Here is a 26143-nt window from a genome sequence, read left to right as displayed (position 1 = left end):
ACGCGGCTCAACTTTCAATCGTTAGTTCAAAGGGTATCCCCTCGAACGCGTCGGCGCCGCGCCCGATCGCCTCGATCGCCTCGATCATGCGGCCGTCGCGCTGAAGCAGCATGTCGGCAACGGCGATCAGCCGTGGATTGGGCGTCGCCGTCGGCGAGAGGAAACGCAGCGTCCGGGCGAGTTCCATCTCGTCGCGCTTGGGCGAAAGCGCCGCCGCGATGATATAGGCCGACGCGGTCGAGCGGCTGACGCCGGCATAGCAATGCACCACCAGCGGCTTTGCCCGGTCCCAGCGATAGGCGAAATCGAGCAAGGCCCGCACATGCTCCTCGCCGGGCATGGTCATGCCTTCCTGCGCGACGGCGATGTCGTGCATGACGAGATGCAGGTGGTTTTCCGCCGGGATCGAGGCCGGGCGGAGCACTTCGGTGCCGGCGGCGAGCAGCGACAACAACCGCTGCGCACCGGTCCTTGCCACGGTCTCGTCGACCTTCGACAGCGAACAGACGTGGATCATTGTCCGAACTCCTTCGGCGCATCCTTGCGCCGCGCGGCCCACGTGGCAAGGGCGCTTTCGAGGCGCTGCCATTCCGCCTCGCTGCCCGGCAGTCCGATGCGCAGAACCTGAGGCCGTTCAGCGAAGTGACGGACCAGCACGCCACGCTCGCCGAGCGCCGAAAACAGGCTTGGCGCATCGTTGAAAGACACATAGCAAAACAGTGAGGTGCCGCCGGAGATTGGCACACCGGACTTTCCAAGCAGCGCGTCGAGTCGTTTGGCGTCGGAGGCGAGACGTATCCGCATGTCCTGTTGCCATCCCGCATCCGACAGCGCGCGGATGCCATATTCGAGCGCCGGACCGGCCACAGCCCAGGGCCCCAGCTGCGCATCCAGCCGCTCGGCCGTCAGTTGATCCGCCAGCGCGAAACCGAGCCTCACACCGGCGAGGCCGAAGAACTTGCCGAACGAGCGCAGCACGACGATACCGCCCAGCCCGACATCGCCGGCCAGGCTTTGCTCGATCGGGCCGACATCCATGAAAGCTTCGTCGACGACGAGCAGTCCGCCCTTGGCGCGAAGCCGCGCGGCAAGGTCGAGCAGGCGGGCCTTTTCGATCACCCGCCCGTCAGGATTGTTGGGATTGACCAGCACCGCCAGGTCCGCCTCGCCCAGCGCGTCGAAATCGCCGACCTCGGCAACCGCATGGCCGGCGATGGCTGCGGCCCGGGCGTGTTCGGCATAGGTCGGGCCGAGCACCAGCGCCTTGCCGGGTCGCACCAGCGAAGCGACGCGCGGCAGCAAAATCTGCGTGCCGGGCGCCGCCGCCATATGTGCCGCTGACGGCGCGCCATAGGCCGAAGCCGCAATTTCGGCCAATTCACGCAGTTGTCCTGCCTCCGGCAATCGGGATAGGGCGGTGGCGGGCAGATCGAAAAGCGGATAGGAGTGCGGATTGATACCCGTCGAGAGGTCCACGAAAGGTTTTGGCGCATGAGGAAAAAGCGCGCTTGCGCGGCCAAGGCTGCCGCCATGATCAACCGCTGCAATCGCTCCGCTTAGAAGCTTCATGTCGATCCTGATCGCTTTCCTGTCACTCGCCGTCGAACGTACCCTTGGCTACCCGGACTGGCTGTTCAACGCCATGGGCCACCCGGTAACCTGGATCGGCAGGCTGATATCCTTTCTCGATCGCCGGCTCAACCGCGCGACGGATTCCGACGAATTGCGTCGCCGCCGCGGCGTCCAGGCCTTGCTCGTCATTTTGCTGGTGCCCGGCCTGATCGGCCTGGCGCTGCATGTCCTGCTCTGGATGATGTTCCCCACGGGCCTCGTCATTGCCGCGATCCTCGGCTCCTCGCTGCTGTCGCAGAAAAGCCTCGCCGAGCATGTCGAGGAGGTCGCCGACGCGCTGGAGACCGGCGGCCTGACGCTCGGCCGCATCGCCGTCTCACGCATCGTCGGCCGCGATCCCGAAAAGCTCGACAAAGCGGGCGTCGCGCGCGCCGCGATCGAAAGCCTGGCCGAGAATTTCTCCGATGGCATCGTCGCACCTGCCTTCTGGACCGGCATCGGCGGCCTTGGCGGCGGTGCGGCCTACAAGGCGGCCAACACCGCCGATTCGATGATCGGCCACCGGACGCCGCAATATGAGGCCTTCGGCCGGGCCGCCGCCCGCTTCGACGATCTGGTCAACCTGCCCGCATCGCGGCTCACCGGCCTGCTCATCGTGCTGGCGGCCTTTCTTGTCCCTGGCGCCGACCCGCGCGGCGCCTGGCAGGTGATGCGCCGCGACGCCAGGAAACATCGCTCGCCCAATGCCGGCTGGCCGGAGGCGGCGATGGCCGGCGCGCTCGGGCTGTCCCTCGCCGGACCGCGCAGCTATGGCGGCGAGGTCGTCGAGGACGCCTTCATGGGCGAAGGCGGCCGTCGCGAGGCCGAAAGCACCGACATCCGCCAGGCGCTGAAGCTCTATCGCGTGGCCGACTGGCTGCTGCTCGGGCTGTTCGCGACCCTGTCGGCGGTTGTGATCTATCTGACCATCCAGATCAGTGGTCAGGGCGCCAGCGCACTTTAGAACTCGATTCCCTGCTGGGCTTTCACACCCGCCGAGAAATGGTGCTTCGTCAGCCCCATTTCAGTGACGAGATCGGCCGCCTCGACAAGCAGCGGCTTGGCGTTGCGGCCGGTAACGATGACGTGCAGATCGCCCCGCCGCGCCTTCAGCGCCGCGACCACTTTCTCCAGGTCGAGATAGTCGTAGCGCAGCGCGATGTTGAGCTCGTCGAGCACCACAAGGCTGATCGACGGATCGGCCATCAGTTCCAGCGCCTTGGCCCAGGCGGCTTCGGCGGCGGCGATGTCGCGCTTGAGGTCCTGCGTCTCCCAGGTGAACCCCTCGCCCATCGCGTGCCAGACGACGCGGTTTCCGAACGCGGCGAAAGCGTCCTTCTCGCCGGTATGCCATTTGCCCTTGATGAATTGGACGACGCCGACGCGTTTGCCATAGCCGAGCATCCTCAGCGCCAAACCGAAGGCCGCCGTGGTCTTGCCCTTGCCCGGGCCTGTGTTGACGATCAGCAGCCCTTTCTCGATCGTCTTGCCGGCCACCTCGGCATCCTGCACCGCCTTGCGCTTGGCCATCTTGGCGCGGTGGCGCTCGGCGTCCCTGTCGTCAATTGTCTTGTCTTCGATTTCGGCCATGTCATTTCACCTTGAGCGGCAGCCCCGCCACCATCATGAGAACGCTGTCGGCTACCGCCGCGACCTGCTGGTTGAGCCGGCCGGCGGCATCGCGGAACCGGCGCGCCAGCGCATTGTCGGGCACGATGCCCAGTCCGACTTCGTTCGAGACCACGAACCACGGCCCGCGCGGCCGCGACAGCATATCCGCCAGCCGCTCGCATTCGGCCTCGACATCATGTTCGGCCAGCATGTGATTGGTGAGCCATAGCGTCAGGCAATCGATCAGCACCGGCTCGTGGTCCGGCAAGGCCTCGATTACGCCGACCAGTTCGAGCGGCGCATCGACAGTGATCCAGCCTTCACCCCGCCGCGACCGATGCAGCGCGATGCGCTCGCGCATCTCGTCGTCATAAGCCTGTGCCGTGGCTATGTAAGCCCAGGGTGACGAAAAGGCCGTCGTCAGACTTTCGGCATACGAACTCTTCCCCGAGCGCGCGCCGCCGAGGACGAAAGTCAGTTTCCGATTGGAGGCTGCGCTCGCGGCTGTCGCGCCGGTCATTCCCTGCCTTTACCGTTGGATGAATATTGTCGCGGCCATCAGGCCGACGGCGCGACTTTAGGCAGAAGCCCTCCGGCCGGCAAACCAAATTCCGCCACCGCCCGGCGCGATTGCGGCACAGGTCACGGGTGCTACGCGGCGGCGATCCGCGCCGCGACGAGCTGCTGCAACCGCCACAGATGCGCATCGTGGATGCCGCGCTGCTCGAGATTCTTCACCGTGTTGTAGAGATAGTCGGCGCCCGAGCCCCAATGGCCGCAGGAGATTGCCAGCTTTTCGACAACCGCCTCCTCGCTTAACGGGCCGGCATAGGTGGTGCCCTGGCGGTTGATGACGAAGGCCAGCGCCCGCAGCGGGCCGCCATCGCCCGTCATATTGAGCAGGCGCGGATGGTAGCTGGTCGGCTTCAGCGTCACCTCGCGCCGCAGGATCTTGTCGAGTTGCTCTCGCCTGTCGCCGTCGCCGAGCCGAAAGGCGACGCCCTTGCACTGCCCGCCGCGGTCTAGCGCCATCATCAGGCCCGGACTTGCCTTGGTCCCCCGCCAGCGCGTCATGTTCATGCAAAAGGACCTATGCCAGCCGCGCAGCAGGGCCACCCGCTCCTCGACCTGTTCGATCTCGGGCTTCCAGATCAGCGAGCCATAGCCAAACAGCCAGAGCGGTTCGGTGGCTGGAAGCTGAGCCTCCAGCATGCGCGCCATTGCGTCATAGTCGGCGTCATCCAGATGCGCGGCATCGGGATCCGGTCCCGCATCCTCGACCGTGCGAAAGCAACGGGCGACCAGTTCCTCGGTAAGCGACATGGTTCTTGGCAGCATGCGTTCGACCTTAAGGTCCTCGCGTGACCGCCACAATGCGCGGAGCCGGCAATTGACAACAGCTTTGCCCGGGTGTCGGCTGGCATCAGAGCAATTCTTGGAAAAATGCGTAACCGTCCGGAATTGCGTAAAAACAAAGAGTTAGAGCAGGTCAGCGATCCCATTGAGCGCTGGGCTGCTCTGGCAGTGAGAAGCCGATGCAGCCCAATCCGAGCGAGTACGACCCTTACAATGGCCTGACCAGCCTGCAGCCGACCTTGCCGTCGGCGGCCTATTGGGACGCCGACGCCTACCGGCGCGATCTGGGCGCCATCTGGTACCGGAGCTGGCTGATGGTCTGCCGCGAGGCCGATCTGGCCGAGCCCCTCGCCTTCCGAACCTTCGGTATCGGCAGCCAGGAGATCGTCGTGCTGCGCGACGAGACCGGTGCCTTGCGCGCCTTCCACAACACCTGCCGGCATCGCGGCTCGCAGCTTTGCCAGGAAAGCGCCGGGCGGCTGAAGGCCAGGCTGCTGACCTGCCCTTACCACGCCTGGTCCTATTCGCTGCGCGGCGATCTCGTGCGCGTGCCGTCGAAATCTTTGCCCGACGGCTTCGACAAGGCCGATTATCCACTCTACCGCGTGGCGCTCTCGCTCTGGCGCGGCTTCGTCTTCATCAACCTCGCCGAGGAGCCCGAGGGCTCGGCGGAAACCTCCTTCGATCGTGCCTCCGGCGACCTTTCCAACTGGCCGCTGGAAACGCTCGTCACCGGCCACCGGCTGACCAAGGTGATGAACTGCAACTGGAAGATCTTCTGGGAGAATTTCAACGAATGCCTGCACTGCCCGGGCGTCCATCAGGACCTGTCGCGGCTGGTGCCGATCTACGGGCGCGGCCTGATGGCGAGGCATGACGATCCCGAATGGGCGCGCAACGCCGACAATGACGATCCGGAATTCTCCGGCCGGCTGCGCGCCGGCGCCGAAACCTGGTCTAAGGACGGCCATGCACATGGCCCGATCTTTTCCGGCCTGACCCCGGCCGAGCGCGCCGCCGGCCAGACCTACGCCACCTCGCTGCCCTCGATGTTCATCGTCGGCCATGTCGACTACATGCGCACCGTGCGGCTCTCCCCGCTCGGTCCCGAGCAGACCGAGCTCGCCGCCGAATGGCTGTTCGCGCCGGATGCGCTGGGAAAGTCCGATATCGACAACATCGTCGCCTTCGGCACCCAGGTGCTGGAGGAAGACGCCGCGATCTGCGAGATCAACCAGAAAGGCCTGCGCTCGATGCGCCACGAGGCCGGCGTGCTGATGCCGGAAGAATACGACCTGCACCGCTTCCACGATTGGGTGCGCGGCTGTCACGCTGCGTTCAAAACGCCTTCGGCAGATAGCGCCAGGTGACGAAGCCGCAGAAGGCGGCCAGGATGCCGAGCGTGACGAACACCGAGCCGAGGCCGAAGAAGGCGAGCACCACCGAATAGACCAGCGGCGGCGTCAGTTCGGAGAAGTCGAGATAGGTGCGGTAGACCGCCGCCATCTGCGCTCTTTCATAGGTGCGCACCGAGCGCATGAAGGCGGTCGAGCCCAGCGCGTCGAGCGCGATGGTGAAGAGCGCGCCACCCAGCAGCAGCGCGGCCGTGAGCAGCGGTGCGGCCTCGCCGACGCCGCCTGCCGCAAACAGCATGGCGGCCATGGCGAAATAGGCGAAGGTCATGACCCGCCTTCCGCCGAAGCGCTTGCCGGCCCTGCCCCAGAAGATCGCCACGAACAGAAGCGCGTTGCCGGCCGAAACCAGCAGGCCGCCGGCGAGTTCGCCCTGGCCGGTGATCACCATGAACAGCGGACCGTAGACGAAGAACGTCGTCCAGAAGCAGGAGCGGCCGAAGGCGATCAGCCAGGCGAGCCTGAGCCTCGGCTGCTTCACGAAGCGGCCGATATTGGCAAGCGGATTGGCAGGGCGCGACTTGCCGGGCCGGATCGATTGGTTGTCGGTCAACCGGTAGAACCAGAATAGGCAAAGCAGCGCGAACGCAAAAATCACGACCGCGCCATGCGCGGCATAGATGCCGAAATGGGTGTAGAGGAATATCCCCAGCGTCGGCCCGCCCGTCCAGGCAAACATCGACCAGGCCATACGCAGCGATTCCGCCTGCATGAAGTCGGTCTTGCGGATGTGGTCCATGATGTAAAGGTTGAGCGTGATCGACAGCGCGCTCGCCCCCATGACGCGGCAGAGCATGCCCGCGATCTGTCCGGGCAGCGTGTGGGTGACGAAGAAGGCGGAGCCGATCGCCAGCAGCACGCAGCCGGCCGTGTAGACCCAGCGCCGCGCGAAGCGGCGGATCAGCATCGGCATGAACAGCGTGACCGAAAGGCCCATCAACGACACGATGGTGTAGAGCATCGAGACGGTCCGCTCATTGTGCAGGATCTCGTAGGCCTGGATCGGGATCACGCTGGAGACGGTGGCGCGAGCGAAGGATTCCACCGCATAGAGCGAAGCGAAGGTACGCGCATCCGCCGGCCGCAAGGCCGGAAGCCAGATCGGATGGCGCACATGGGTGGACATCGGCCCTCCGGGACGTGAAACACCCCTCAAATCTGGCCGGGCCAGTTGCCGGCCTGTAGCAGGAAACCGACCCCCAGAGGCCGAAAAGCGAAGCCTGTCAAAGGCTTTCCGGCGCTGGCATAAAGCGAAATTTCATGGCTGCCATGAAACGCATTGATGGCCACCTGCTTCTGTCGTCGGCTTGAACCGTGATAGTCGTTCGGCAGGACTGAATCGGATTGCGAGATCAATGAGCGTTCAAACGACCGGCGAACCCGTTCAGGACACCCCCAAGCACGGCCGCATCCAGGCGATCGACATCCTGCGCGGCATCGCGTTGATCGCGATGGCGAGCTACCACTTCACCTGGGACCTCGAAAATTTCGGCTACACTACGCCAGCCCTCACCGCCTTCGGCTGGTGGAAATTCTACGCGCGCTGCATTGCCTCGACCTTCCTGTTCCTGGTCGGCGTCAGCCTCTTCCTCGCCCATGGCCGTCAGATCCGCTGGCCAGGCTTCTGGAAGCGTTTTGCCATGGTTGCCGTGGCGGCGATCGCCATTTCGACGGTCACTTATGTCGTCACCCCGGACGGATTCATCTTCTTCGGCATCTTGCACGAGATCGCGCTGGCGAGCCTGCTCGGCCTTGCCTTTCTCAGGCTGCCCTGGCTGCTGACGGCCATCATCGCCGCCGCTGTCATTGCAGCCCCTTACTATCTGCGCTCGGAGCTGTTCGACCATCCGGCGCTGTGGTGGGTTGGCCTTTCCGCCAGCAACCCGCGTTCCAACGACTACGTGCCGCTTTTCCCATGGTTTGGCGCGGTGCTTGCGGGCGTGGCCACGGTGAAGCTCGCTTCGGCGTCGGGCTTGCTCGCCCGCTTGGGAACATGGGCGCCCGGCCGCTGGTCGAACCCGCTGACTTTCATCGGCAGGCACAGCCTTGCCTTCTACCTGATCCACCAGCCGCTTCTGTTCGGCTCGGTATGGCTGTTCTCGCAAGTCATGCCCGCCGCCCCTCAGGATAAGGAAGCGGGCTTCCTGCCGGCTTGCCAGGCCCAATGCGAACAGCAGCGGGACAGCAAGTTCTGTACGAGCTATTGTGGCTGCATGCTGGACACGCTGAAGGGCGAAGGGTCTCTCGACAAGCTCTACGCCAACGACCAATCCAGCGTCTGGAAATCGCATCTGGCCGACCTGGCGGAAACCTGCACCGCCGCGACGGAGGACCAGATGGAGGGAGGGCAGCAATGACGGGCATCGTAAAGTCCAGACATGGGATCATTCCCTGGCCGCCGGTGATCTATGTCGTGGCGATCGCGCTCAGCGTCGCACTCGGCATGCTCTACCCGCTGCCTTGGATCGGCGACATCTTCGGCGATCTCCTGTTCGGCGTCGGCTGGGTGGCGCTGTTCGGCGTCGCCATGCTGTGGATCACGGCCATCCGCGCCATGTTCAAGGCCAAGACGACGCTCGACCCCAATGCCGAGCCGGACCACCTGGTGACGTCCGGCCCCTTCGGCATCACCCGTAACCCGATGTATCTCGCCAACACGCTGCTGCTGATCGGCGTCGCCTTCATCACCGGCATCGCCTGGTTCCTGATCTTTGCCTTTCTCGCCGCCTTCGCGACGCAGAAGCTGGCGATCGAGAAGGAAGAAAAGATCCTGGCGGCGAAGTTCGGCAAGAAATACCGCGACTACGCAAAAAGGGTACGCCGCTGGATCTGAGCGGGTTTAGGTATTCACACCCAGCTCAGCCAGCCGCTCCACGCAGGACTCTTCAGCCTGGTCCAGCTCGGCCAGCGTCTCCTCCAGGTCGCGCCGCTTCTGGCGCAGGTCCTCGCGTTTCTCTTCAATGCGCTTGATCATCAGCTTGAGCTGGCCGACCTCACCGGGCGGCTCCTTGTACATCTGGATGATCTCGCGGATCTCGTTGATCGAGAAGCCGAGCCTTTTTCCGCGCATGATCTGGCGGATCAGGTGCCGGTCGGACGGCCGGAACAGCCGCGTGCGGCCGCGCCTTACAGGCTGCACCAGCCCTTCGTCCTCGTAAAAACGCAACGTCCGCGTCGACACGTCGAACTCGCGTGTCAGCTCGGTGATCGTATAATATTCCCGCATTCCTGCTCCCAAGCCCGGGCATCGCCGCTTGGAGCGTCGCCCTTCCCTCCGATCAGACCCATCCCGCGCCGGAATCGGCACGTGACCCCGGGGCAACCTCGCACGGCATTTACGTAAAAGTCAATTAACGTGCGCCCATGGTAGTGGGTCAGTTTGAATTTACCGAGTTGGTCGGCGGCGCGTGCCTCTCGGGCTAAAGCGTTGAGAGGAACGCAGTTGTGAGAAGGCTACATAAGCCAACAACCCACAGAGCGATCAAGACTTTTACATCTCTTTTCCGGTGAATGAAGAAGTAGCTAAGATACCGTCCTTGCCTATCCATGAGATGCCAGTCTTTGAGCACTATTCGACTGATAAAGATAAGAAAAAGGATTATGGGTATGATGGTACTGAATCCAAACAGGTTGGTGAGAAACCCATTTTGGCCTACCATCTGTTGCATAACACTGCTCCCCAATGCGCTGGTCCGATACGGGTTCTAAGCCCGACCCACTACCGCGCCCATTGATTTAGGGCACTCTAAACCACCACGTCGCCAGCCCCAGGAACGCGAAAAAACCGACACAGTCGGTGACCGTGGTGACGAAGACCGCGGAGGCCACCGCCGGATCGATCTTGAAGCGGTCGAGCACCAGCGGGATGAGGATCCCGGCCAGTGCGGCGGCAAACATGTTGATGATCATCGCCGCCGCGATGATGCCGCCCAGATTGGGGTCGCGGAACCAGAAACCGGCGACCATGCCGATAAGCACCGCGAACACCATGCCGTTGATGAAGCCGACGCCGACCTCGCGCCGAATGATGCGCGCCGCGTTGTAGATGTCGAGGTCCCTGGTCGCCAGCGCGCGCACGGTCACCGTCATGGTCTGCGAACCGGCATTGCCGCCCATGCCGGCGACGATCGGCATCAGCACCGCCAGCGCCACGATATGCTCGATCGTGCGGTCGAACAGGCCGATCACCGAAGCGGCGAGGAAGGCGGTCACAAGGTTGACCAGCAGCCAGGGCACGCGCGAGCGCGACGTGGCGAGCACCGTGTCGGACAGTTCCTCGTCGCCGACGCCGCCCATGCGCAGAAGGTCCTCTTCCGCCTCCTCCTGGATGACGTCGACCACGTCGTCGATGGTCAGCACGCCGACCAGCCGCCCGTTCTCGTCGACCACGGCGGCGGAGAGCAGGTTGTATTGTTCGAACTCCCGCGCCGCCTCTTCCTGGTCCATCGTGGCCGGGATCGCATGCAGGGTCTCATGCATGACCTCCTCGACCTTGACCGCGCGCCTGGTGCGCAGGATCTGGTCGAGGTCGATGGCGCCGAGCAGCTTGAAGCTGGGGTCGATGACGAAGATCTGGCTGAAGCGCTCGGGCAGGTTCCTGTCCTCGCGCATGTAGTCGATGGTCTGGCCGATCGTCCAGAACGGCGGCACGGCGACAAACTCGGTCTGCATGCGCCGGCCGGCGGTCTCTTCCGGATAGTCGAGCGCGCGCCGCAGCCTGATGCGTTCGGTGAAAGGCAGCTGCGACAGGATCTCGTCCTGGTCTTCCTTCTCGAGGTCCTCGAGGATGTAGACGGCGTCGTCGGAATCGAGCTCCTGCACCGCCTGCGCGATCTGCGCATTGGGCAGGTTGTCGACGATGTCGAGGCGGATCGCCTCATCGACCTCGGTCAGCGCGGAGAAATCGAAATCGGAACCGAGCAGCTCGACCAGCGCTCGGCGCTGTTCGGGGTGAAGCGCCTCCAGCACATCGCCGAGCTCCGACTGGTGCAGATCGTCGACTTCGCGCTTGAGGGTGATCGTGTCGCGGTCGGCGATCGCCGCGCCGATCTTGACAAGGAAGGAGGCGCGCACGGCGCCGTCCTCGCCATAGATGTCGGCATGATGCTCCTCGGCGGGCGCGGCGCCGGTCGTCTGTCTGTCCTGCCCTTCCACCAGCGCCTCCCGCAACGAGGAATCCCGAAGTGAGGTCTAGTGCATGATCCCGAAAAGTGGAAACCGCTTTTCTCGGGAAATCCAAACCCTGTGGGGCAGATAGCGCGGCAATAGGATTCGTCTTGGAAAGATGTCGCTCTAGCGCACGGAATAGCCAAGGAAATGTGGCGGTTGTCTTCGACTCGCATCCCACAGGAGCAGCATACGGCACCCGCGCCGCAGGCGCGACAATCGCTTCAGCCGACGCGACAGCGCATGTCGCTGGGGAAAGAGCACCTCTGCCCCATTGAGGCAGAATTGTCATGATGCATGATCCAGCAGGATCAGCGCATCGCTAAACAGTCCGAGGACAAACGCTGCCCTTGAACATCAAGTCCGCAAAGACGAACGAGGGAAATGCCGAGCGGCGCGTTCGCGTGGTCGTCGCCGAGCGCAATCCGTTCGTCGTTTCGGCGCTGCGCGAAATGCTGGAATGCGACGGGCGTTTCGATTTGCTCGGTGCCGTGCACAGCGGCGCGCAATTCCTGGAACTGGCCGCCGCCACGAAATTCGATGTCGCCGTCGTCGGCTGGAAGCTCGCCGATATGGATGGCGCCGACGTCCTCACGGAAGTCCAGAGCCGCGAGCTCGGTGTGCGTATCACGATCTTCTCCAACGACCATGACATCGGCATCCTGAAGCAATGCGTACGCCTTGGCGCGCAGGGCTACTGCTTCCAGTTCGACGATCCGCCGGTGATCTTCGAGACCATCCTTGCGGTCGCGCATGGCCGCATCTGCATCCCCTATATCGACATCAACAAGGTCAACGACACGCCATTGTCGCGGCTCACCGTGCGCGAGCGGGAATTGCTGGCGGTGCTTTCCGACGGCTGGACCAACCTGCAGATCGCGACGCGGACCGGGATTTCCGAGAACACGGTGAAGTATCACCTGAAGAATCTCTACGACAAGCTGGACGTGCGCAACCGCGCCATGGCCGTCGCGCTCTATTCCAGCGAGAAACGCCGCACGTCCAAACCGCCTTTCGGTTAGGCCGCCCGGGTAGGCCAATCGGGTAGGACCAACCCACCCGCAAGGGCCAACAACTTACCCGGCAAGGTGTTGTTGCAAGGCCTCATCGAAACGAAACTGCCTCCACAATCCCAAACGATCGGAGGAGTTTCGCGCATGGCTGGGTTCACGCATCTTTTCATCCCGGGGCCCACCAACATTCCCGAGCAAGTCCGGCAGGCCATGAACCTGCCGATGGAGGATATGCGCGCCGCCTCCTTCCCCGACCTGACCTTGCCGCTGTTCGAGGACATCAAGAAGGTCTTCAAGAACGAGACCGGCCGCGTTTTCATCTACCCCTCCTCCGGCACCGGCGCCTGGGAAGCGGCAATGACCAACGTGCTCAGCCCCGGCGACAAAGTGCTGATGTCGCGCTTCGGCCAGTTCTCGCATCTGTGGGTCGACATGGCCGAGCGCCTCGGCTTCGAGGTCGAAATCATCGACTGCGAATGGGGCACCGGTGTTCCGCTCGAAATCTATGCGGAGCGGCTGAAGGCCGACAAGGCGCATCTTATCAAGGCGGTCTTCTGCACGCAAAACGAGACCGCGACGGGCGTCACCAGCGACGTCGCCGGCTGCCGCGCGACGCTCGATGCCGCGAACCACCCTGCCCTGCTTTTCGTCGACGGCGTGTCCTCGATCGGCTCGATCGACTTCCGCCAGGAGGAATGGGGGGTCGATTGCGCCGTCAGCGGCTCGCAGAAAGGCTTCATGCTGCCGGGCGGCCTCGGTTTCCTGTCGGTCAGCAAGAAGGCGCTGGCCGCCTCGCGCCTTTCGACGCACCGGCGCTGCTTCTTCTCCTTCGAGGACATGATCCGCGCCAACGATGCCGGCTATTTCCCCTACACACCGGCGACTCAGTTGCTGCGCGGCCTGCGCGCCTCGCTCGACCTGATCGAGGAGGAGGGGCTCGACAACATCTTCGCCCGGCACCATCGCCTTGCCGAAGGCGTGCGCAAGGCGGTCGACGCCTGGGGCTTGAAGCTCTGCGCCAAGGCGCCGAAATGGCATTCCGACACGGTCAGCGCCATTATGGTTCCGGAAGGCATCGACAGCGGCGATGTCGTCAAGCGCGCCTACCAGGCCTACCAGACGTCGCTGGGCGGCGGCTTGAACAAGGTGTTCGGAAAAGTCTTCCGCATCGGCCATCTCGGCTGGCTGAACGAGGTGATGGTCTGCGCCTCGCTGTCGGCGGCCGAAATGGCGCTGCTCGATTGCGGCGTGCGCCTCGCGCCCGGCTCGGGCGTGGCCGCGGCGATCGAGCACTTCCGCCGCACGGCCGGCGTCCCTGTCGCCAGGGCGGCGTGAGGAGCAGACCATGAGCCACACCATCAACCATCTGAAGAAGCTGAGACTCCAGCGCAGCGAGCTAGCCGTCCCGGGTTCGAGCCCGGAGATGATCGACAAGGCGGCGAACAGCGCCGCCGACTTCGTCTTCCTCGACATCGAGGATGCGGTCGCGCCGCCCGACAAGGAGCGCGCCCGCAAGAACATCATCCAGGCGCTCAACGACATCGACTGGCGCGCCAAGGGCAAGACAGTCTCGGTGCGCATCAACGGCCTCGACACCCATTACATGTACCGCGACGTCGTCGACGTCATGGAACAGGCCGGCGACCGGCTGGACACCATCCTGGTGCCTAAGGTCGGCGTGCCGGCCGACCTCTATATGGTCGAGGCCATGGTCAACCAGATCGAGATGGCCAAGGGCTTCAAGACCCGCGTCGGCCTCGAAGCGCTGATCGAGACGGCGCTCGGCATGGCCAATGTCGAAGCGATCGCCGCCGCGCCCGGCCGGCTGGAAGCCATGCATTTCGGTGTCGCCGACTATGCCGCCTCAAACAAGGCGCGCACCGTCAACATCGGCGGCCTCAACCCCGATTATCCCGGCGACCAGTGGCATTTCGCGCTGTCGCGCATGACGGTCGCCTGCCGTGCCTATGGCCTGCGCGCCATCGACGGGCCGTTCGGCGATTTCTCCGACCCCGAAGGCTACAAGGCCGCCGCCCGGCGCGCCGCGGCACTCGGCATCGAGGGCAAATGGGCGATCCATCCCTCGCAGATCGCCCTGGCCAACGACGTGTTCTCGCCGCCGGAAAAGGAAGTCACGCGTGCCCGCCGCATCCTCGAAGTGCTGAAGGAAGCGGAAGCGCTCGGCAAGGGCGCCGCCGCCCTCGACGGCAAGATGATCGACGCGGCGTCGGAGCGCATGGCGCGCAACGTGCTGGTGGTCAACGAGGCGATCGAGCGCGCCGGTCAGCAGCACGCTGCCGCGCAATAGAAAAAATACCGGGAGGACAAGATGGACATCCACGAATACCAGGCCAAGGAACTGCTTGCCCGCCACGGCGTGCATGTGCCGCGCGGCGGCCTCGCTTATAGCCCCGAACAGGCGACCTACCGTGCCAGGGAGATCGGCGGCGCGAAATGGGTGCTGAAGGCGCAGGTCCATTCCGGCGCGCGCGGCAAGGCCGGCGGCATCAAGCTCTGCTCGAACGACGAGGAAATCTCCAATGCGGCCGAAGCCATGCTCGGGCGCAAACTGGTGACCCAGCAGACCGGCCCGCGCGGCAAGCTGATCTCGCGCCTCTATCTCGAGGAAGCCGTCGATATCGCGCAGGAGCTCTATCTCGGCTTCGTGCTCGACCGCAAGGAAGAGCGCGTCATGATCGTGGCGTCGGCCGCCGGCGGCATGGAGATCGAGGAGATCGCCGAGACGGCGCCGGATTCGATCATCCGCGCCACCGTCGATCCGGGCGTCGGCATGCAGCGCTTCCAGGCGCGCGAGATCGCCTTCGGCCTCGGGCTCGAGGACAATCTGATCGGCAAGGCGACTGAAACCATCCTCGGCTGCTACCGGGTGTTCCGCGACTACGACGCCACGATGCTGGAGATCAATCCGCTGGTGGTGACGCGCGACGGCAGCCTCGTCGCGCTCGATGCCAAGATGTCCTTCGACGAGAACGCGCTGTTTCGCCGCCCGGAAATCTCCGAGCTGCGCGACAAGAGCCAGGAAGACCCGCGCGAGACCTTCGCCAGCGACCGCGGCCTCTCCTATGTGGGCTTGGACGGCAATATCGGCTGCATCATCAACGGCGCCGGCCTCGCCATGGCGACGATGGACATGATCAAGATCGCCGGTGGCGAGCCGGCCAATTTCCTCGACATCGGCGGCGGCGCCTCGCCCGAACGGGTGGCGAAATCCTTCCGCGCGGTGCTCGGCGACAAGAATGTGGAGGCCATCCTGGTCAACATCTTCGCCGGCATCAACCGCTGCGACTGGGTGGCCGAAGGCGTCATCAAGGCGATCCGCGAGGTCGGCGTCGATGTGCCGCTGGTGGTGCGCCTTTCCGGGACCAAGGTCGAGGAGGGGCGCAAGATCCTGGCCGATTCCGGCGAGGCGGTGATCGTCGCCGACACACTGGCCGAAGCCGCCGAAAAGGCCGTCGCGGCCTGGCGCGAAGCCACCAAGAACAAAAAAGCAGCCTGAGGGAGGTCGAGAAATGGCAATCCTGCTCAACCGCAGCACGCGCGTCATCGTGCAAGGGTTCACCGGCAAGATCGGCAGCTTCCATGCCGATGACATGAAGCGCTACGGCACCAAGCTGGTCGGCGGCGTCACCCCCGGCAAGGGCGGCCAGACGCATCTCGGCCTGCCTGTCTTCAACACCGTCAAGGGCGCGGTGCGCGAGACCCGCGCCGAGGCGAGCATCGTCTTCGTGCCGCCGCCCTTCGCCGCCGATTCGATCATGGAGGCGGCGGACGCCGGGATAAAACTCTGCGTCTGCATCACCGACGGCATCCCCTCGCAGGACATGATGCGGGTCAAGCGCTACATGCGCCGCTACCGCTTCGAGGACCGCATGCGGCTGGTCGGCCCGAACTGCGCCGGCGTCATCACCCCCGGGCAGGCGCTGATGGGCATCATGCCGGGCAGCATCTATCTGCCCGGACGCGTCGGCATCGTCGGCCGCTCCGGCACGCTGGGTTACGAGGCGGCCTCGCAGATGAAGGCGCTCGGCATCGGCGTGTCGACCAGCGTCGGCATCGGCGGCGATCCCATCAACGGCTCGTCCTTCAAGGACATCCTGCAGCTCTTCGAGCGGGACGACGACACCGACGCCGTGGTGATGATCGGCGAGATCGGCGGCCCGCAGGAAGCCGAAGCCGCGATCTGGGCGCGCGACAATATGCGCAAGCCCCTGATCGCCTACATCGCCGGGCTTTCCGCACCGAAAGGAAGGCGCATGGGCCATGCCGGCGCGATCATCTCCGCCTTCGGCGAGTCGGCGCAGGAAAAGGTCGAGATTCTCAAGGAAGCCGGCGTCGTCATCGTGCCGACCCCCGCCTCCTTCGGCGAAGTGGTGGCCGATACGCTGGCGGGGACGAAGAAGGCGGCTTGATCGGTCCAGCCTGACGGCTTTGGAATGGTTGGGAATTCCAGGCGGTGGCGGTCTTCATGACCCGCCGCCGCTTTCGTTTGGCGAGCAAGACGCACGACAGTCGCCTGCCAGCGCCGGATTCCATTGGCTTTTGGGGAGATTTTGGTGCGGTCGAGAAGACTCGAACTTCCACGGGTTGCCCCACAGCGACCTCAACGCTGCGCGTCTACCAATTCCGCCACGACCGCACGTGGTAGGAGCCGGAACCGTCCGGCTCGGGGCCTGTAGCAAATCGTCTCCGGCGAAACAAGTGCGCTGGGCGGAATATTCGCTCATGCATGTCGCCCAAAAGTGCGCAGCGGTTTTGGGCGCACGACATGCATCGGACAAAGTGGCTGGCATAATGCCTTGCAACCGCGCAATGAGGCTGCCGAACTGGACGTTTCGGCCGTTTGCCGCCATATGAAGGGAAATGCATGTCGCCCAAAAGTGCAAAGCGGTTTTGGGATGACATGCATGAGCTAGAACCGATCATGCCATGACAGAACGCAGCCAGATCGCCACGTCGTTCCTGCCCCTGCCCGGCTCGGCGCCGGTCGAATGGGTGATAGAGTCCGGCCTGACCACTTATCCCGACGCGCTCGCCTTCATGGAGGCTCGCGCCGAAGCGATCCGCAGCGGCGCGGCAGGCGAAATGGTCTGGCTGGTCGAGCATCCGCCGCTCTACACCGCCGGCACCAGCGCCCGCATCGAGGATCTTATTGACCCCGACCGGTTCCCGGTCTTTGCCGCGGGCCGCGGCGGCGAATACACCTATCACGGCCCCGGCCAGCGCGTGGCCTATGTCATGCTCGACCTGAAACGCCGGCGCGAGGACGTCCGCGCTTTCGTCGCCGCGCTCGAGCAATGGATCATCGGCACGCTTGCCGCCTTCAACGTGCGCGGCGAGCGGCGCGAGGACCGCGTCGGCGTCTGGGTGGTGCGGCCGGATCGCCCTGCCCTGCAGGACGGCTCACCCGCCGAGGACAAGATCGCGGCAATAGGCATCCGGCTGCGGCGCTGGGTGAGCTTCCACGGCATCGCCATCAATGTCGAACCGGAACTCGGCCATTTCAGCGGCATCGTGCCCTGCGGCGTTTCGGACCACGGCGTGACCAGCCTTGTCGATCTCGGCCTGCCCGTCACCATGGCAGATCTTGATCTGACGCTGAAATCCGCCTTCGAGGATGTGTTCGGGCCTGCCGCAGTTTCGGTCGCCGAGCCTGCTCGCAAGGCCGGCTGAACGTCGCTCCGCCTGGAGTGTGTTGAGATTCAGGTCAGGCCGGACTCATCTGAATATCAACATGCTCTACATCAGCTGCGCGGATGCCCACAGCATCCCGTAGCCATGGATGACAAAGACGGCGAGCAGCGCGCTGGCCATGGCCAGCCGGTCGAAGGTCTTGATCGGCTTCAGCTCGTGTCGGGGCTTCACGCCGCTGCCCACGGTGATCAGGCTGAGGATCGCGAACACCGCGCCGGCGATCAGCAGGAAGCTCGGCGAAAAACCGGCCCGCCAACCGAGCGCCAGAAGCGCCGAGAGCAGCAGGAAGGACGCCAGCGCGAGTGCTGCCGGACCCGGGCAGATCTGACGCAGCACCTGGCCGCCGTCGAATTTCCACACCGGCACCAGATTGGCGATGTTGAACAGCGATGCACAGCCGGCGAGCGTTGCCAGGAGCATGGCGACAAGCCGATGTCCCTCGCCGTTGGCGAAACCGCTGGCAGCGATCAGCACCGGCACCAGGAAAGCGGAGAAGCCTGCGCCCATAAGCGCCACGAAAGCGACCTCGAAGCGGCTGTCATAGGGCCTGCCGCCGATGGCGATGCCGCCAAGCAGCGGAATGAAGATCATCCGTGCCCGGCGATGCCCCGTCAGCCGGAAGGCCGCCATGTGGCCGAGCTCGTGCAGGGCGACCACCGAGGTCAGGATCGCGGCAAGGGCCAGGCCGCCGATATTGAGGCCGAAGAACGGCCACAGGATCAGGGCCGAAAGCACGGCAAAGCCGATCTGGCTCAGCGGATGCTCGAACCAGCCACCCTTGCGATACGTGCCGGTAGCCGCCCAGACGTCCAGCTTGCCGAGCTCGCGGCGCATGGCGAAGAAACGGAAGACCAGGAACGCGACGCCGCGGTAGCGATCGGTTTGAGTAAGCGTGACCCGCGTCGCATCACCCTCGGGTACGAGTTCGGCGGTCTCGCGATAGTTTGCCCAGAACGACGGATCGAGCGCAGTGTCCTCGATAACCCGCATCGAAAAGCGGCTGCCTTCCCTCACATCCTCGAACCGCGCCTTGCGTTCGATCGGCCGGCCGTCGCGCCCTTCCCAGGACAGCTTGATCAGCGCCGTCCCCTCGCCGTCCAGCGGCCCGGCGGAAAGGATCTCGCCGGACCATCCGGCGTTGCCGCCGAACGGCCACAGCGCCTTCCAGAGGCGATCGCGGTCGGCCTTGATCACGCGGCTGACCGTCACCGTGCGCAGTCCTAGCGGCACGGTCATCAAAAGAAAGATCAGTCCGAGATTGCCGGCCACGAGGGTGACCGTGACGATGACCGACACCGAATTCGCTCCCTGTCTTGAGGGAACAACCTAGCGTCGGCGCGGCCAAGAAAGACTTAACAACAAGGGCGGGCTCTTGCCCGTCCCAGGGCGGGCCTTGCCCCGTCCCAGGGCGGGCCGTTGCCCGTCCCGGCAGCGGCTAGGCCGCCCGATCACATGGCGCCGATCCAGATCGCCATGGAAACGAGGAAGGTGCTCATGCAAACCAGCGAGACGACATCCTGAACCAGATCAGACATAACTCTCTCCGTTGTTAGTATGTTCGTAATTTGTTCTAATTTTGTTCGAATGTCAACGGTCGCCACGCACCGCGCCGAACGAATCCGGGCCGTCCATTTCTGCAGGGTTAAGGAAAGGTTAGCGCACGATTGGGGGTATTTGCGCAGAGCCAGGCCGAGCCGAGATTCGGATCGGCTGAGCCGAGGATGGCGGGTTCCGAGAACCGGCCTACGCCGGCCGTAGCCTTCATGGAGCCGGAGACACTTATGAGGGCTTCCGCCGGCGAAGGCCGGAAGCTGCCATCCGCAGGCCAGCCTCATCCGAATATCGGCTTGGCCTTAGAGCGGCACGACCTTACCCTCGGCCAGCGTCACGCGCCGGTCCATGCGCGAGGCCAGCTCATGGTTGTGGGTGGCGATCAGCGCCGCGAGGCCGGACTGCCTGACCAGCGCCTCCAGCGCATCGAAGACGTAGGAGGCTGTGACCGGATCGAGGTTGCCGGTCGGCTCGTCGGCCAGCAGCACCAGCGGCGCATTGGCGACGGCGCGGGCAATGGCGACGCGTTGCTGCTCGCCGCCGGATAGCTCGGCCGGCCGGTGCTGCGCGCGCTTGCCGATCTGCATGTAGTCGAGAAGCTGGGCTGCCCGCTCCGAAGCGTCCTTGGAGGAAAGCCCCTTGATCAGCTGCGGCATCATGATGTTCTCGAGCGCCGAGAACTCCGGCAGCAAATGATGGAACTGGTAGACGAAGCCGACATCGTTGCGGCGGATCGCGGTGCGCTCCTCGTCCGACAGCCGGCCGCAGGCACGGCCGGCGAGGATCACGTCGCCCGCATCGGGCCGCTCCAGCAGCCCCGCCGTATGCAGCAGCGTGGACTTGCCGGTGCCCGACGGCGCCACCAGCGCCACCATCTCGCCGCGTCGCAGCGAAAAGTCGGCGCCGTTCAGAATGGTGAGCTTGCGCGGCCCCTGGACGTAGTGCCGCTCGACGCCCTTCAGCTCGATAATGGCCTCGGCCATCATTCGTACCTCAAGGCTTCGACCGGATCGAGCCGGGCGGCCCGCCAGGCCGGGAACACCGTCGCCAGGAACGACAGGGCCAGCGCCATGATGACGACATAGGTCGTCTCGCGCGGATCCATCTTCGCCGGCAGTTGGCTGAGGAAATAGAGCTCGGGGTTGAACAGGATCTTGCCGGTCATCCAGGAGAAGAACTGGCGGATCGATTCGATGTTGAGGCAGATGACGACGCCGAGCAGCACGCCGGCGATGGTCCCGGTGACGCCGATCGCCGCCCCCGTCATCAGGAAGATGCGCAAGATCGCGCCGCGCGAGGCGCCCATCGTGCGCAGGATGGCGATGTCGTGGCCTTTGTCCTTCACCAGCATGATGAGGCCGGAAATGATGTTGAGCGCCGCCACCAGCACGATCAGCGTGAGAATCATGAACATGACGTTGCGCTCGACCTGCAGCGCCGAGAAGAAGGTCTCGTTGCGCTGGCGCCAGTCGACGAGATCGACCGGCCGCTGCGCCGCCTGCTCGACCAGCGGCTTCAGCGCGTCGACATTGTCGGGATTGTCGACATAGATCTCGATGGTCTGCGCGCGGCCGTCCATGTTGAAATAGAGCTGCGCTTCGGAGAACGGCATATAGACGATCGAGCTGTCATATTCCGACATGCCGACCTCGAAGATCGCCGCCACCTTATAGCCCTTCATGCGCGGCGTGGTGCCGAGCGGTGTCACGTCGCCGTCCGGCGAGATCAGCGTGATCGTGTCGCCGAGCACCAGTCCGAGGCTTTCCGCCATACGCTTGCCGATCGCCACGCCGTCGCCGGTGTCGAAACCGTCGAGCGTGCCCTGCTTGATGTTGTTTGCGACGATCGAAATCTTGCCGAGGTCCTCACCGCGGATGCCGCGCACCAGCGCGCCCGTGCCGCCGCCGACATTGCCTTGCGCCAGCACCTGGCCGTCGATCAGCGGGATGGCGTATTTGACGCCCGCGACACCGTTGATGCGGCTCGCCACCTGGGCGTAGTCCTCCAGCGGCGAATCGAGCGGCTGCACGATGAGGTGACCGTTGACGCCGAGGATGCGTGTCAGCAGCTCGGCGCGAAAACCGTTCATCACGGCCATGACGACGATCAGCGTCGCGACGCCGAGCATGATGCCGAGGAAGGAGATCGAAGCGATGACCGAGATCACCGTTTCCTTGCGGCGCGAGCGCAGATAGCGCCAGGCCACCATGCGCTCGAAGCCGGAGAAAGCGCCCGCCGCTGACCTGGCCGCTGCCGCCGGTTCACTCATGCGGCGACACCCAAGCGCTTCTTGGCTTCCGCGATCGGCAGTGTGGCACGCTCGCCCGACTTGCGGTTCTTGATCTCGACCTCGCCGGCGGCCACGCCGCGCGGTCCGACGATCACCTGCCACGGCAGGCCGATCAGATCCGCGGTGGCGAACTTGCCGCCGGGCCGCTGGTCGGTGTCGTCATAGAGCACGTCCTTGCCGGCCGAAGTGAGCGCCGCATAAAGCTCGTCGCAGACGCGGTCGCATTCGGCGTCGCCGACCTTCATGTTGATCAGGCCGATATCGAAGGGCGCCACCGCCTCCGGCCAGATGATGCCGTTCTCGTCATGGCTCGCCTCGATGATCGCCGCGACCAGCCGCGACGGACCGATGCCGTAGGAGCCGCCCGAGGCGTAATGGTCCTTGCCGTCGGGTCCAGTCACCTTGGCGCCCATGGGCTTGGAGTATTTCTCGCCGAAGTGGAAGATGTGGCCGACCTCGATGCCGCGCGCCGAGACCTGCTCGCTTGGCGGAACGTTCGCCCAGGCCGCCTCGTCATGCATCTCGTCGGTGGCGGCATAAGGCGTCGTCCACTTCTTCACGATGTCGCCGATCTCGGCATCGTTGGAGAAGTTGGTGCCGGCGCCCGGCACGTCGAGCGACAGATAGGCGCGGTCGCAGAACACCTGGCTCTCGCCGGTGTCGGCCAGGATGATGAACTCATGGCTGAGATCGCCGCCGATCGGGCCGGTGTCGGCGCGCATCGGAATGGCCTGCAGGCCCATGCGTGTGAACGTCCTGAGATAGGAGACGAACATGCGGTTGTAGGCGGCCCTGGCGCCCTCGAAATCGAGGTCGAAGGAATAGGCGTCCTTCATCAGGAATTCCCTGCTGCGCATGACGCCGAAGCGCGGGCGCACCTCGTCGCGGAACTTCCACTGGATGTGGTAGAGGTTGAGCGGCAGGTCCTTGTAGGACTTCACATAGGCGCGGAAAATCTCGGTGACCATCTCTTCATTGGTCGGCCCGTAGAGCATGTCGCGATCCTGGCGGTCCTTGATGCGCAGCATCTCCTTGCCATAGTCGTTGTAACGGCCGCTTTCTCGCCACAGATCCGCCGACTGGATGGTCGGCATCAGGATTTCCAGCGCGCCGGCGCGGTTCTGTTCCTCGCGGATGATCTGGCAGACCTTGTCCAGCACGCGCTTGCCCAGCGGCAGCCACGAAAAGCTGCCCTGCCCCTGCTGCCGGATCATGCCGGCGCGCAGCATCAGCCGGTGCGAGACGATTTCGGCCTCGCGGGGATTTTCTTTAAGAATGGGCAGGAAATAGCGCGACAAACGCATGGACTGGTCCGTGAGTGAAAATGGCGGCGCGGGAATCGGCGCAACCGAGGCTGCTTGCCCGGGCTTCATAGCCATTTCATGGCCGAATGGAAACCCGAGTGCCCCAAAGTATCGGGGCCTTCTGCACCTTACCCAAAAGGCGATTTTGGCTGCAAAGTGCCGCAAATGGCTTTTTGATCGATTCACAAGCAAGCCCTGCCGCACTATTGTGCAGTGCAGCACGATATTGCCTGTTTCGAGGCAAAATTCTTCGTGACATTTTCACCTGCCTTGGTCTAGTGTGCGCCGATAACCGAGAGGGCGGAGAAAAATCTGCTCTCCTACGCGGTCAAAGTCTTGGGAGGATGCGATCTAGGCGCGGTAACTCGCTGCCGCCGGACACCGGAAACGGATCGGACGCGTTTAAATTGCAAGGCCTTGTGCCTTGCATTTTTTTTGTGCAATCATCTGCTTAGCACAACCATCTGCCAAACAGCTCAGGCGTGATTAGCCGTCGAAATCGGAAGCCGGCTTCCGATTTCGACCTCGGCGCGAGTATGCTGCTCAATACTTGCGGAAACTGTGTTGTCGCCTTCAGTGACTGGCGTCCGGCGTGAAGTCCGGCATGATCCGTATGACGTCGTCGAAGCTGAACCCCAGGCCCATCGTCAGGCCGTAGAGGATGCCCATCACGACCACCGTCACGATCGTCGCGCGGATGAAGGCGCGCAGCATATGCGGGCCCCGCGGCGCGCTGGAAACGGTGCCAAGCGTGACATCCTGGTCGTCGTCCTGCGTGCGCAGGCTGAACGGAAGAACAACGAACAGCACCAGCCACCAGGTGACGAAGAACAGCGCGGCGAACAGAATCCAATTCATGCCTGCTCCAGTTCGACGAGCGTGCCGAAGAAATCCTTGGGATGCAGGAACAGCACCGGCTTGCCATGCGCGCCGATCTTCGGATTGCCGTCGCCCAGCACGCGTGCGCCGCTTTGCTTCAAATGATCGCGGGCGGCCAGGATATCGTCGACCTCGTAGCAGACGTGATGCATGCCGCCGGACGGATTCTTCTCAAGGAACGCGGCGATGGGCGATGCCTCGCCCAGCGGCTCCAGCAACTCGATCTTGGTGTTGCCGACATCGACGAACACCACGCTCACACCATGCTCCGGCAGCGCCTGCGGCTCGCTCAACCGCGCGCCCAGTGTATCGCGATAGGCGACCATTGCCGCGGCCAGATCCGGCACGGCAAGCGCGACATGGTTCAGGCGTCCAAGCATTGGCGGTTTCCCTAGGCAGTAGGCAGTAGGCAGTAGGCAGTAGGCAGTAGGCAGTAGAGAAGAAGCAAATTTGGCGAGCTAAAAAGCAATCGCTTTCCTACTGCCTACTGCCTACTGCCCTACCCTTCATCTCGTCACAAACACAGTCACCAGCGGCTTCTTGCCCCAGGCTTCGTTGGCGGCAGCGCGCACGGCACGGCGCACCGCTTCCTGCACCAGGTCGAGGTCTTTTCGGCGCTGGCGTGGAATGGAGTCCACCGCGCCGATTGCCGCATCGAGCATCAGGTCTTCCAGCGTCTCGCCGCTGGCATCGGCCTCGGCGACGCCGATCGCCACCAGGTCGGGGTCTCCGGCAAGCTCATATTTGTCGTCGAGCACGACATTGACGGCGACATGGCCGGCGAAGGAAAGCTTGCGGCGGTCGCGTATGCCCATCGCCTGGTCGGTGCCGATCAGCGAGCCATCCTTGTAGAGCCGGCCGAACGGCACCTGATCGATGATCGTCGCCGGGCCGGGCCAGAGTCTGAGCATGTCGCCGTCGCGCACCTGCGCCACCTGGCCGATGCCCGACATCGACATCAGCGAGCCCTGCGCCACCAGATGCGCCGCCTCGCCATGCACGGGAACGCCGATCTGCGGCCGGACCCATTCATACATCTTGCGCAACTCGCTGCGGCGCGGATGGCCCGAGACATGCACCAGCGCATCGCCGTCCTCGATGATCTTCATGCCGAGATCGATCAGCCGGTTCTTGATCTCGAGGATCGCCTTCTCGTTGCCGGGAATGGTGCGCGACGAAAACACAACGGTATCGCCGGCCGTCAGCGCCACCGACTTCATCTCGTCGCGTGAGAGCTTGGCGAGCGCGGCCAGCGGCTCGCCCTGGCTGCCGGTGCAGATGATCACCAGGTTCTCGCGCGGGATATAGCCGTAGTCTTCCTCGGCGATGAACTCCGGCAGGCCATCCATGTAGCCGAGCTCGCCCGCCACATCGATGACGCGCTTCAGCGAGCGGCCGAGCACCAGGCATTGCCGGCCGGCATCGCGTGCCGCCCTGGCGATCGAGACGATGCGCCCGACATTGGAGGAGAAGGTGGTGACGGCAACGCGCCCCTTGGCTTTCTCGATGACGCCCTTGAGGCCTTCGCCGACCGCGACTTCCGAGGGCGACTCCCCTTCCCTCAACGCGTTGGTGGAATCGCAGATCAGCGCCAGCACGCCCTTGTCGCCATAGGCGCGGAAACGCGCCTCGTCGGTCTTCGGGCCGACCGTCGGCGCCGGGTCTATCTTCCAGTCGCCGGTGTGGATGACGGTGCCGGCGGGCGTGGTGATCGCCAGCGACATCGGTTCGGGGATCGAATGCGCCACTGGAATGGCCTCGATCTCGAACGGCCCGACGGTGAATGTCTCGCCGGCCCGGTAGATCGACGCCGGAATCTTCGGGGCATTCTGCTCGCCCTGCCGCTTGGCCTCGAGCAGGCCGGCGGTGAACGGCGTCATCCAGACAGGGACTTTAAGCTTCGGCCAGATATCGAGCAGCGCGCCGTAATGGTCCTCATGCGCATGGGTTATGACGATGCCGCGCAGGCCGTCGAGATTCTCCTCGATGAAGCGTGTATCGGGCAGGATGAGATCGACGCCGGGATGTGCCGAGTCAGGAAAGGTGACGCCGACATCGACGATGATCCATTCGCGCGCGTCGGCAGGCCCATAGCCGTAAAGGGCGAAGTTCATGCCGATCTCGCCAACGCCGCCCAGCGGCGCGAAAACGAGCTCGGCGTTTTCCTTATTCGCCATGAATTCTTTCCTTCCTGGTCGTCAGACCAAGCCGTTGGAGCAATTCCGGGAAAAGCGTGTC

General features: G+C 64.1%; 26 protein-coding genes and 1 tRNA gene. 10 read left to right on the top strand and 17 right to left on the bottom strand.

Going from position 1 to position 26143, the window contains the following annotated elements; genetic code table 11:
• Nucleotides 1–7: 7 nt before the first annotated feature.
• Nucleotides 8–517: a tyrosine phosphatase family protein gene (locus FJ957_RS05605; protein WP_140829351.1), complete on the bottom strand. Its 510-nt coding sequence runs from the start codon at nucleotides 515–517 to the stop codon at nucleotides 8–10.
• Nucleotides 514–1569: a threonine-phosphate decarboxylase CobD gene (gene cobD / locus FJ957_RS05600; protein WP_140829349.1), complete on the bottom strand. Its 1056-nt coding sequence runs from the start codon at nucleotides 1567–1569 to the stop codon at nucleotides 514–516. Before cobD ends, FJ957_RS05605 begins: the two co-directional genes overlap by 4 nt.
• Here cobD and cbiB point away from each other — a divergent pair.
• Nucleotides 1568–2575: an adenosylcobinamide-phosphate synthase CbiB gene (gene cbiB, locus FJ957_RS05595; protein ID WP_140829347.1), complete on the top strand. Its 1008-nt coding sequence runs from the start codon at nucleotides 1568–1570 to the stop codon at nucleotides 2573–2575. The two genes, cobD and cbiB, sit on opposite strands and share 2 nt — an antisense overlap.
• Here the strand turns inward: cbiB and cobO are convergent.
• The 3 genes from cobO to FJ957_RS05580 all read right to left on the bottom strand — a co-directional run bounded on the left by cobO (nucleotide 2572) and on the right by FJ957_RS05580 (nucleotide 4560).
• Complete coding sequence (gene cobO / locus FJ957_RS05590; protein ID WP_140829345.1) at nucleotides 2572–3201, bottom strand: cob(I)yrinic acid a,c-diamide adenosyltransferase; 630 nt, start codon at nucleotides 3199–3201, stop codon at nucleotides 2572–2574. The genes cbiB and cobO overlap by 4 nt on opposite strands.
• Nucleotide 3202: 1 nt before the next feature.
• Entirely contained in the window at nucleotides 3203–3742 is a 540-nt protein-coding gene (gene cobU / locus FJ957_RS05585) for a bifunctional adenosylcobinamide kinase/adenosylcobinamide-phosphate guanylyltransferase (protein ID WP_140829343.1), read from the bottom strand.
• A 131-nt stretch (nucleotides 3743–3873) separates the two neighbouring features.
• Complete coding sequence (locus tag FJ957_RS05580) at nucleotides 3874–4560, bottom strand: gamma-glutamylcyclotransferase (RefSeq protein ID WP_140829341.1); 687 nt, start codon at nucleotides 4558–4560, stop codon at nucleotides 3874–3876.
• A 197-nt stretch (nucleotides 4561–4757) separates the two neighbouring features.
• Between FJ957_RS05580 and FJ957_RS05575 the strand changes: the two genes are divergently transcribed.
• A complete protein-coding gene (locus FJ957_RS05575) occupies nucleotides 4758–5948 on the top strand; it encodes an aromatic ring-hydroxylating dioxygenase subunit alpha (protein ID WP_140829339.1) in 1191 nt (396 codons plus the stop codon).
• On the opposite strand, the gene FJ957_RS05570 is transcribed toward FJ957_RS05575, so the two are convergent.
• Both FJ957_RS05570 and FJ957_RS05565 read right to left on the bottom strand, forming a co-directional pair.
• Nucleotides 5917–7116, bottom strand: a complete 1200-nt coding sequence (locus tag FJ957_RS05570) for an MFS transporter (protein WP_140829337.1) — start codon at nucleotides 7114–7116, stop codon at nucleotides 5917–5919. The genes FJ957_RS05575 and FJ957_RS05570 overlap by 32 nt on opposite strands.
• Before the next feature lie 26 nt (nucleotides 7117–7142).
• Entirely contained in the window at nucleotides 7143–7346 is a 204-nt protein-coding gene (locus tag FJ957_RS05565; protein WP_140829335.1) for a hypothetical protein, read from the bottom strand.
• Here FJ957_RS05565 and FJ957_RS05560 point away from each other — a divergent pair.
• Together FJ957_RS05560 and FJ957_RS05555 are read left to right on the top strand one after the other, a co-directional pair.
• Nucleotides 7346–8347 carry a DUF1624 domain-containing protein gene (locus FJ957_RS05560; protein WP_140829333.1) on the top strand — a complete coding sequence of 334 codons (1002 nt, stop codon included), beginning with the start codon at nucleotides 7346–7348 and terminating at the stop codon, nucleotides 8345–8347. The two genes, FJ957_RS05565 and FJ957_RS05560, sit on opposite strands and share 1 nt — an antisense overlap.
• A complete protein-coding gene (locus FJ957_RS05555; RefSeq protein ID WP_140784730.1) occupies nucleotides 8344–8823 on the top strand; it encodes an isoprenylcysteine carboxylmethyltransferase family protein in 480 nt (159 codons plus the stop codon). The genes FJ957_RS05560 and FJ957_RS05555 overlap by 4 nt, the downstream gene beginning before the upstream one ends.
• Nucleotides 8824–8829: 6 nt before the next feature.
• Here FJ957_RS05555 and FJ957_RS05550 read toward each other — a convergent pair whose 3' ends face one another.
• On the bottom strand, nucleotides 8830–9216 hold the full coding sequence (locus FJ957_RS05550; RefSeq protein WP_027168973.1) for a MerR family DNA-binding transcriptional regulator: 387 nt from the start codon (nucleotides 9214–9216) through the stop codon (nucleotides 8830–8832).
• Nucleotides 9217–9725: 509 nt separating this feature from the next.
• On the bottom strand, nucleotides 9726–11144 hold the full coding sequence (gene mgtE, locus FJ957_RS05545; protein WP_140829331.1) for a magnesium transporter: 1419 nt from the start codon (nucleotides 11142–11144) through the stop codon (nucleotides 9726–9728).
• A gap of 362 nt (nucleotides 11145–11506) precedes the next feature.
• Between mgtE and FJ957_RS05540 the strand changes: the two genes are divergently transcribed.
• The 5 genes from FJ957_RS05540 to sucD all read left to right on the top strand — a co-directional run bounded on the left by FJ957_RS05540 (nucleotide 11507) and on the right by sucD (nucleotide 16599).
• Complete coding sequence (locus FJ957_RS05540; protein ID WP_140829329.1) at nucleotides 11507–12178, top strand: response regulator transcription factor; 672 nt, start codon at nucleotides 11507–11509, stop codon at nucleotides 12176–12178.
• 135 nt (nucleotides 12179–12313) lie between these two features.
• The gene (locus FJ957_RS05535) at nucleotides 12314–13504 is read left to right on the top strand and encodes an aminotransferase class V-fold PLP-dependent enzyme (protein ID WP_140829327.1); all 1191 of its coding nucleotides are present in this window, start codon (nucleotides 12314–12316) and stop codon (nucleotides 13502–13504) included.
• A gap of 10 nt (nucleotides 13505–13514) precedes the next feature.
• A complete protein-coding gene (locus FJ957_RS05530; RefSeq protein ID WP_140646669.1) occupies nucleotides 13515–14477 on the top strand; it encodes a CoA ester lyase in 963 nt (320 codons plus the stop codon).
• 21 nt (nucleotides 14478–14498) lie between these two features.
• Nucleotides 14499–15686: a malate--CoA ligase subunit beta gene (locus FJ957_RS05525; protein ID WP_140784725.1), complete on the top strand. Its 1188-nt coding sequence runs from the start codon at nucleotides 14499–14501 to the stop codon at nucleotides 15684–15686.
• Between the two features lie 13 nt (nucleotides 15687–15699).
• Nucleotides 15700–16599 (top strand): succinate--CoA ligase subunit alpha, encoded by a 900-nt coding sequence (gene sucD / locus FJ957_RS05520; protein WP_140829325.1) that lies wholly within the window; start codon nucleotides 15700–15702, stop codon nucleotides 16597–16599.
• Nucleotides 16600–16741: 142 nt separating this feature from the next.
• Here the strand turns inward: sucD and FJ957_RS05515 are convergent.
• Nucleotides 16742–16826 (bottom strand) — tRNA-Leu (locus tag FJ957_RS05515).
• A gap of 290 nt (nucleotides 16827–17116) precedes the next feature.
• On the opposite strand from FJ957_RS05515, the gene lipB reads away from it, so the two are divergent.
• The gene (gene lipB / locus FJ957_RS05510; protein ID WP_140829323.1) at nucleotides 17117–17860 is read left to right on the top strand and encodes a lipoyl(octanoyl) transferase LipB; all 744 of its coding nucleotides are present in this window, start codon (nucleotides 17117–17119) and stop codon (nucleotides 17858–17860) included.
• Between the two features lie 66 nt (nucleotides 17861–17926).
• Here lipB and FJ957_RS05505 read toward each other — a convergent pair whose 3' ends face one another.
• The 7 genes from FJ957_RS05505 to FJ957_RS05475 all read right to left on the bottom strand — a co-directional run bounded on the left by FJ957_RS05505 (nucleotide 17927) and on the right by FJ957_RS05475 (nucleotide 26082).
• Nucleotides 17927–19177 carry an SRPBCC family protein gene (locus FJ957_RS05505; RefSeq protein WP_140829322.1) on the bottom strand — a complete coding sequence of 417 codons (1251 nt, stop codon included), beginning with the start codon at nucleotides 19175–19177 and terminating at the stop codon, nucleotides 17927–17929.
• 557 nt (nucleotides 19178–19734) lie between these two features.
• Nucleotides 19735–20415: an ABC transporter ATP-binding protein gene (locus FJ957_RS05500; RefSeq protein WP_140646673.1), complete on the bottom strand. Its 681-nt coding sequence runs from the start codon at nucleotides 20413–20415 to the stop codon at nucleotides 19735–19737.
• On the bottom strand, nucleotides 20415–21701 hold the full coding sequence (locus tag FJ957_RS05495) for a lipoprotein-releasing ABC transporter permease subunit (protein WP_140829319.1): 1287 nt from the start codon (nucleotides 21699–21701) through the stop codon (nucleotides 20415–20417). The genes FJ957_RS05500 and FJ957_RS05495 overlap by 1 nt, the downstream gene beginning before the upstream one ends.
• Complete coding sequence (gene proS / locus FJ957_RS05490; protein WP_140829316.1) at nucleotides 21698–23026, bottom strand: proline--tRNA ligase; 1329 nt, start codon at nucleotides 23024–23026, stop codon at nucleotides 21698–21700. Before proS ends, FJ957_RS05495 begins: the two co-directional genes overlap by 4 nt.
• Before the next feature lie 573 nt (nucleotides 23027–23599).
• Nucleotides 23600–23884 (bottom strand): DUF1467 family protein, encoded by a 285-nt coding sequence (locus FJ957_RS05485; protein WP_140829315.1) that lies wholly within the window; start codon nucleotides 23882–23884, stop codon nucleotides 23600–23602.
• Nucleotides 23881–24285 carry a methylmalonyl-CoA epimerase gene (gene mce / locus FJ957_RS05480; protein ID WP_140829314.1) on the bottom strand — a complete coding sequence of 135 codons (405 nt, stop codon included), beginning with the start codon at nucleotides 24283–24285 and terminating at the stop codon, nucleotides 23881–23883. The genes FJ957_RS05485 and mce overlap by 4 nt, the downstream gene beginning before the upstream one ends.
• A gap of 126 nt (nucleotides 24286–24411) precedes the next feature.
• Entirely contained in the window at nucleotides 24412–26082 is a 1671-nt protein-coding gene (locus FJ957_RS05475) for a ribonuclease J (RefSeq protein WP_140829313.1), read from the bottom strand.
• Nucleotides 26083–26143: the final 61 nt, after the last annotated feature.

The sequence above is a fragment of the Mesorhizobium sp. B2-4-6 genome, from assembly GCF_006442775.1.
GTDB lineage: Bacteria > Pseudomonadota > Alphaproteobacteria > Rhizobiales > Rhizobiaceae > Mesorhizobium.
Note: the sequence above shows the minus strand (reverse complement) of the source record. Positions and strands in the feature narration are given on the sequence as shown.

Bases quoted from the DNA above. Each gene is read 5' to 3' on its own strand.
- FJ957_RS05605 (WP_140829351.1), bottom strand. From the start codon at position 517: ATGATCCACGTCTGTTCGCTGTCGAAGGTCGACGAGACCGTGGCAAGG.
- cbiB (WP_140829347.1), top strand. From the start codon at position 1,568: ATGTCGATCCTGATCGCTTTCCTGTCACTCGCCGTCGAACGTACCCTT.
- cobD (WP_140829349.1), bottom strand. From the start codon at position 1,569: ATGAAGCTTCTAAGCGGAGCGATTGCAGCGGTTGATCATGGCGGCAGC.
- cobO (WP_140829345.1), bottom strand. From the start codon at position 3,201: ATGGCCGAAATCGAAGACAAGACAATTGACGACAGGGACGCCGAGCGC.
- cobU (WP_140829343.1), bottom strand. From the start codon at position 3,742: ATGACCGGCGCGACAGCCGCGAGCGCAGCCTCCAATCGGAAACTGACT.
- FJ957_RS05580 (WP_140829341.1), bottom strand. From the start codon at position 4,560: ATGCTGCCAAGAACCATGTCGCTTACCGAGGAACTGGTCGCCCGTTGC.
- FJ957_RS05575 (WP_140829339.1), top strand. From the start codon at position 4,758: ATGCAGCCCAATCCGAGCGAGTACGACCCTTACAATGGCCTGACCAGC.
- FJ957_RS05570 (WP_140829337.1), bottom strand. From the start codon at position 7,116: ATGTCCACCCATGTGCGCCATCCGATCTGGCTTCCGGCCTTGCGGCCG.
- FJ957_RS05560 (WP_140829333.1), top strand. From the start codon at position 7,346: ATGAGCGTTCAAACGACCGGCGAACCCGTTCAGGACACCCCCAAGCAC.
- FJ957_RS05555 (WP_140784730.1), top strand. From the start codon at position 8,344: ATGACGGGCATCGTAAAGTCCAGACATGGGATCATTCCCTGGCCGCCG.
- FJ957_RS05550 (WP_027168973.1), bottom strand. From the start codon at position 9,216: ATGCGGGAATATTATACGATCACCGAGCTGACACGCGAGTTCGACGTG.
- FJ957_RS05535 (WP_140829327.1), top strand. From the start codon at position 12,314: ATGGCTGGGTTCACGCATCTTTTCATCCCGGGGCCCACCAACATTCCC.
- FJ957_RS05530 (WP_140646669.1), top strand. From the start codon at position 13,515: ATGAGCCACACCATCAACCATCTGAAGAAGCTGAGACTCCAGCGCAGC.
- FJ957_RS05525 (WP_140784725.1), top strand. From the start codon at position 14,499: ATGGACATCCACGAATACCAGGCCAAGGAACTGCTTGCCCGCCACGGC.
- sucD (WP_140829325.1), top strand. From the start codon at position 15,700: ATGGCAATCCTGCTCAACCGCAGCACGCGCGTCATCGTGCAAGGGTTC.
- lipB (WP_140829323.1), top strand. From the start codon at position 17,117: ATGACAGAACGCAGCCAGATCGCCACGTCGTTCCTGCCCCTGCCCGGC.
- FJ957_RS05500 (WP_140646673.1), bottom strand. From the start codon at position 20,415: ATGGCCGAGGCCATTATCGAGCTGAAGGGCGTCGAGCGGCACTACGTC.
- FJ957_RS05495 (WP_140829319.1), bottom strand. From the start codon at position 21,701: ATGAGTGAACCGGCGGCAGCGGCCAGGTCAGCGGCGGGCGCTTTCTCC.
- proS (WP_140829316.1), bottom strand. From the start codon at position 23,026: ATGCGTTTGTCGCGCTATTTCCTGCCCATTCTTAAAGAAAATCCCCGC.
- FJ957_RS05485 (WP_140829315.1), bottom strand. From the start codon at position 23,884: ATGAATTGGATTCTGTTCGCCGCGCTGTTCTTCGTCACCTGGTGGCTG.
- mce (WP_140829314.1), bottom strand. From the start codon at position 24,285: ATGCTTGGACGCCTGAACCATGTCGCGCTTGCCGTGCCGGATCTGGCC.
- FJ957_RS05475 (WP_140829313.1), bottom strand. From the start codon at position 26,082: ATGGCGAATAAGGAAAACGCCGAGCTCGTTTTCGCGCCGCTGGGCGGC.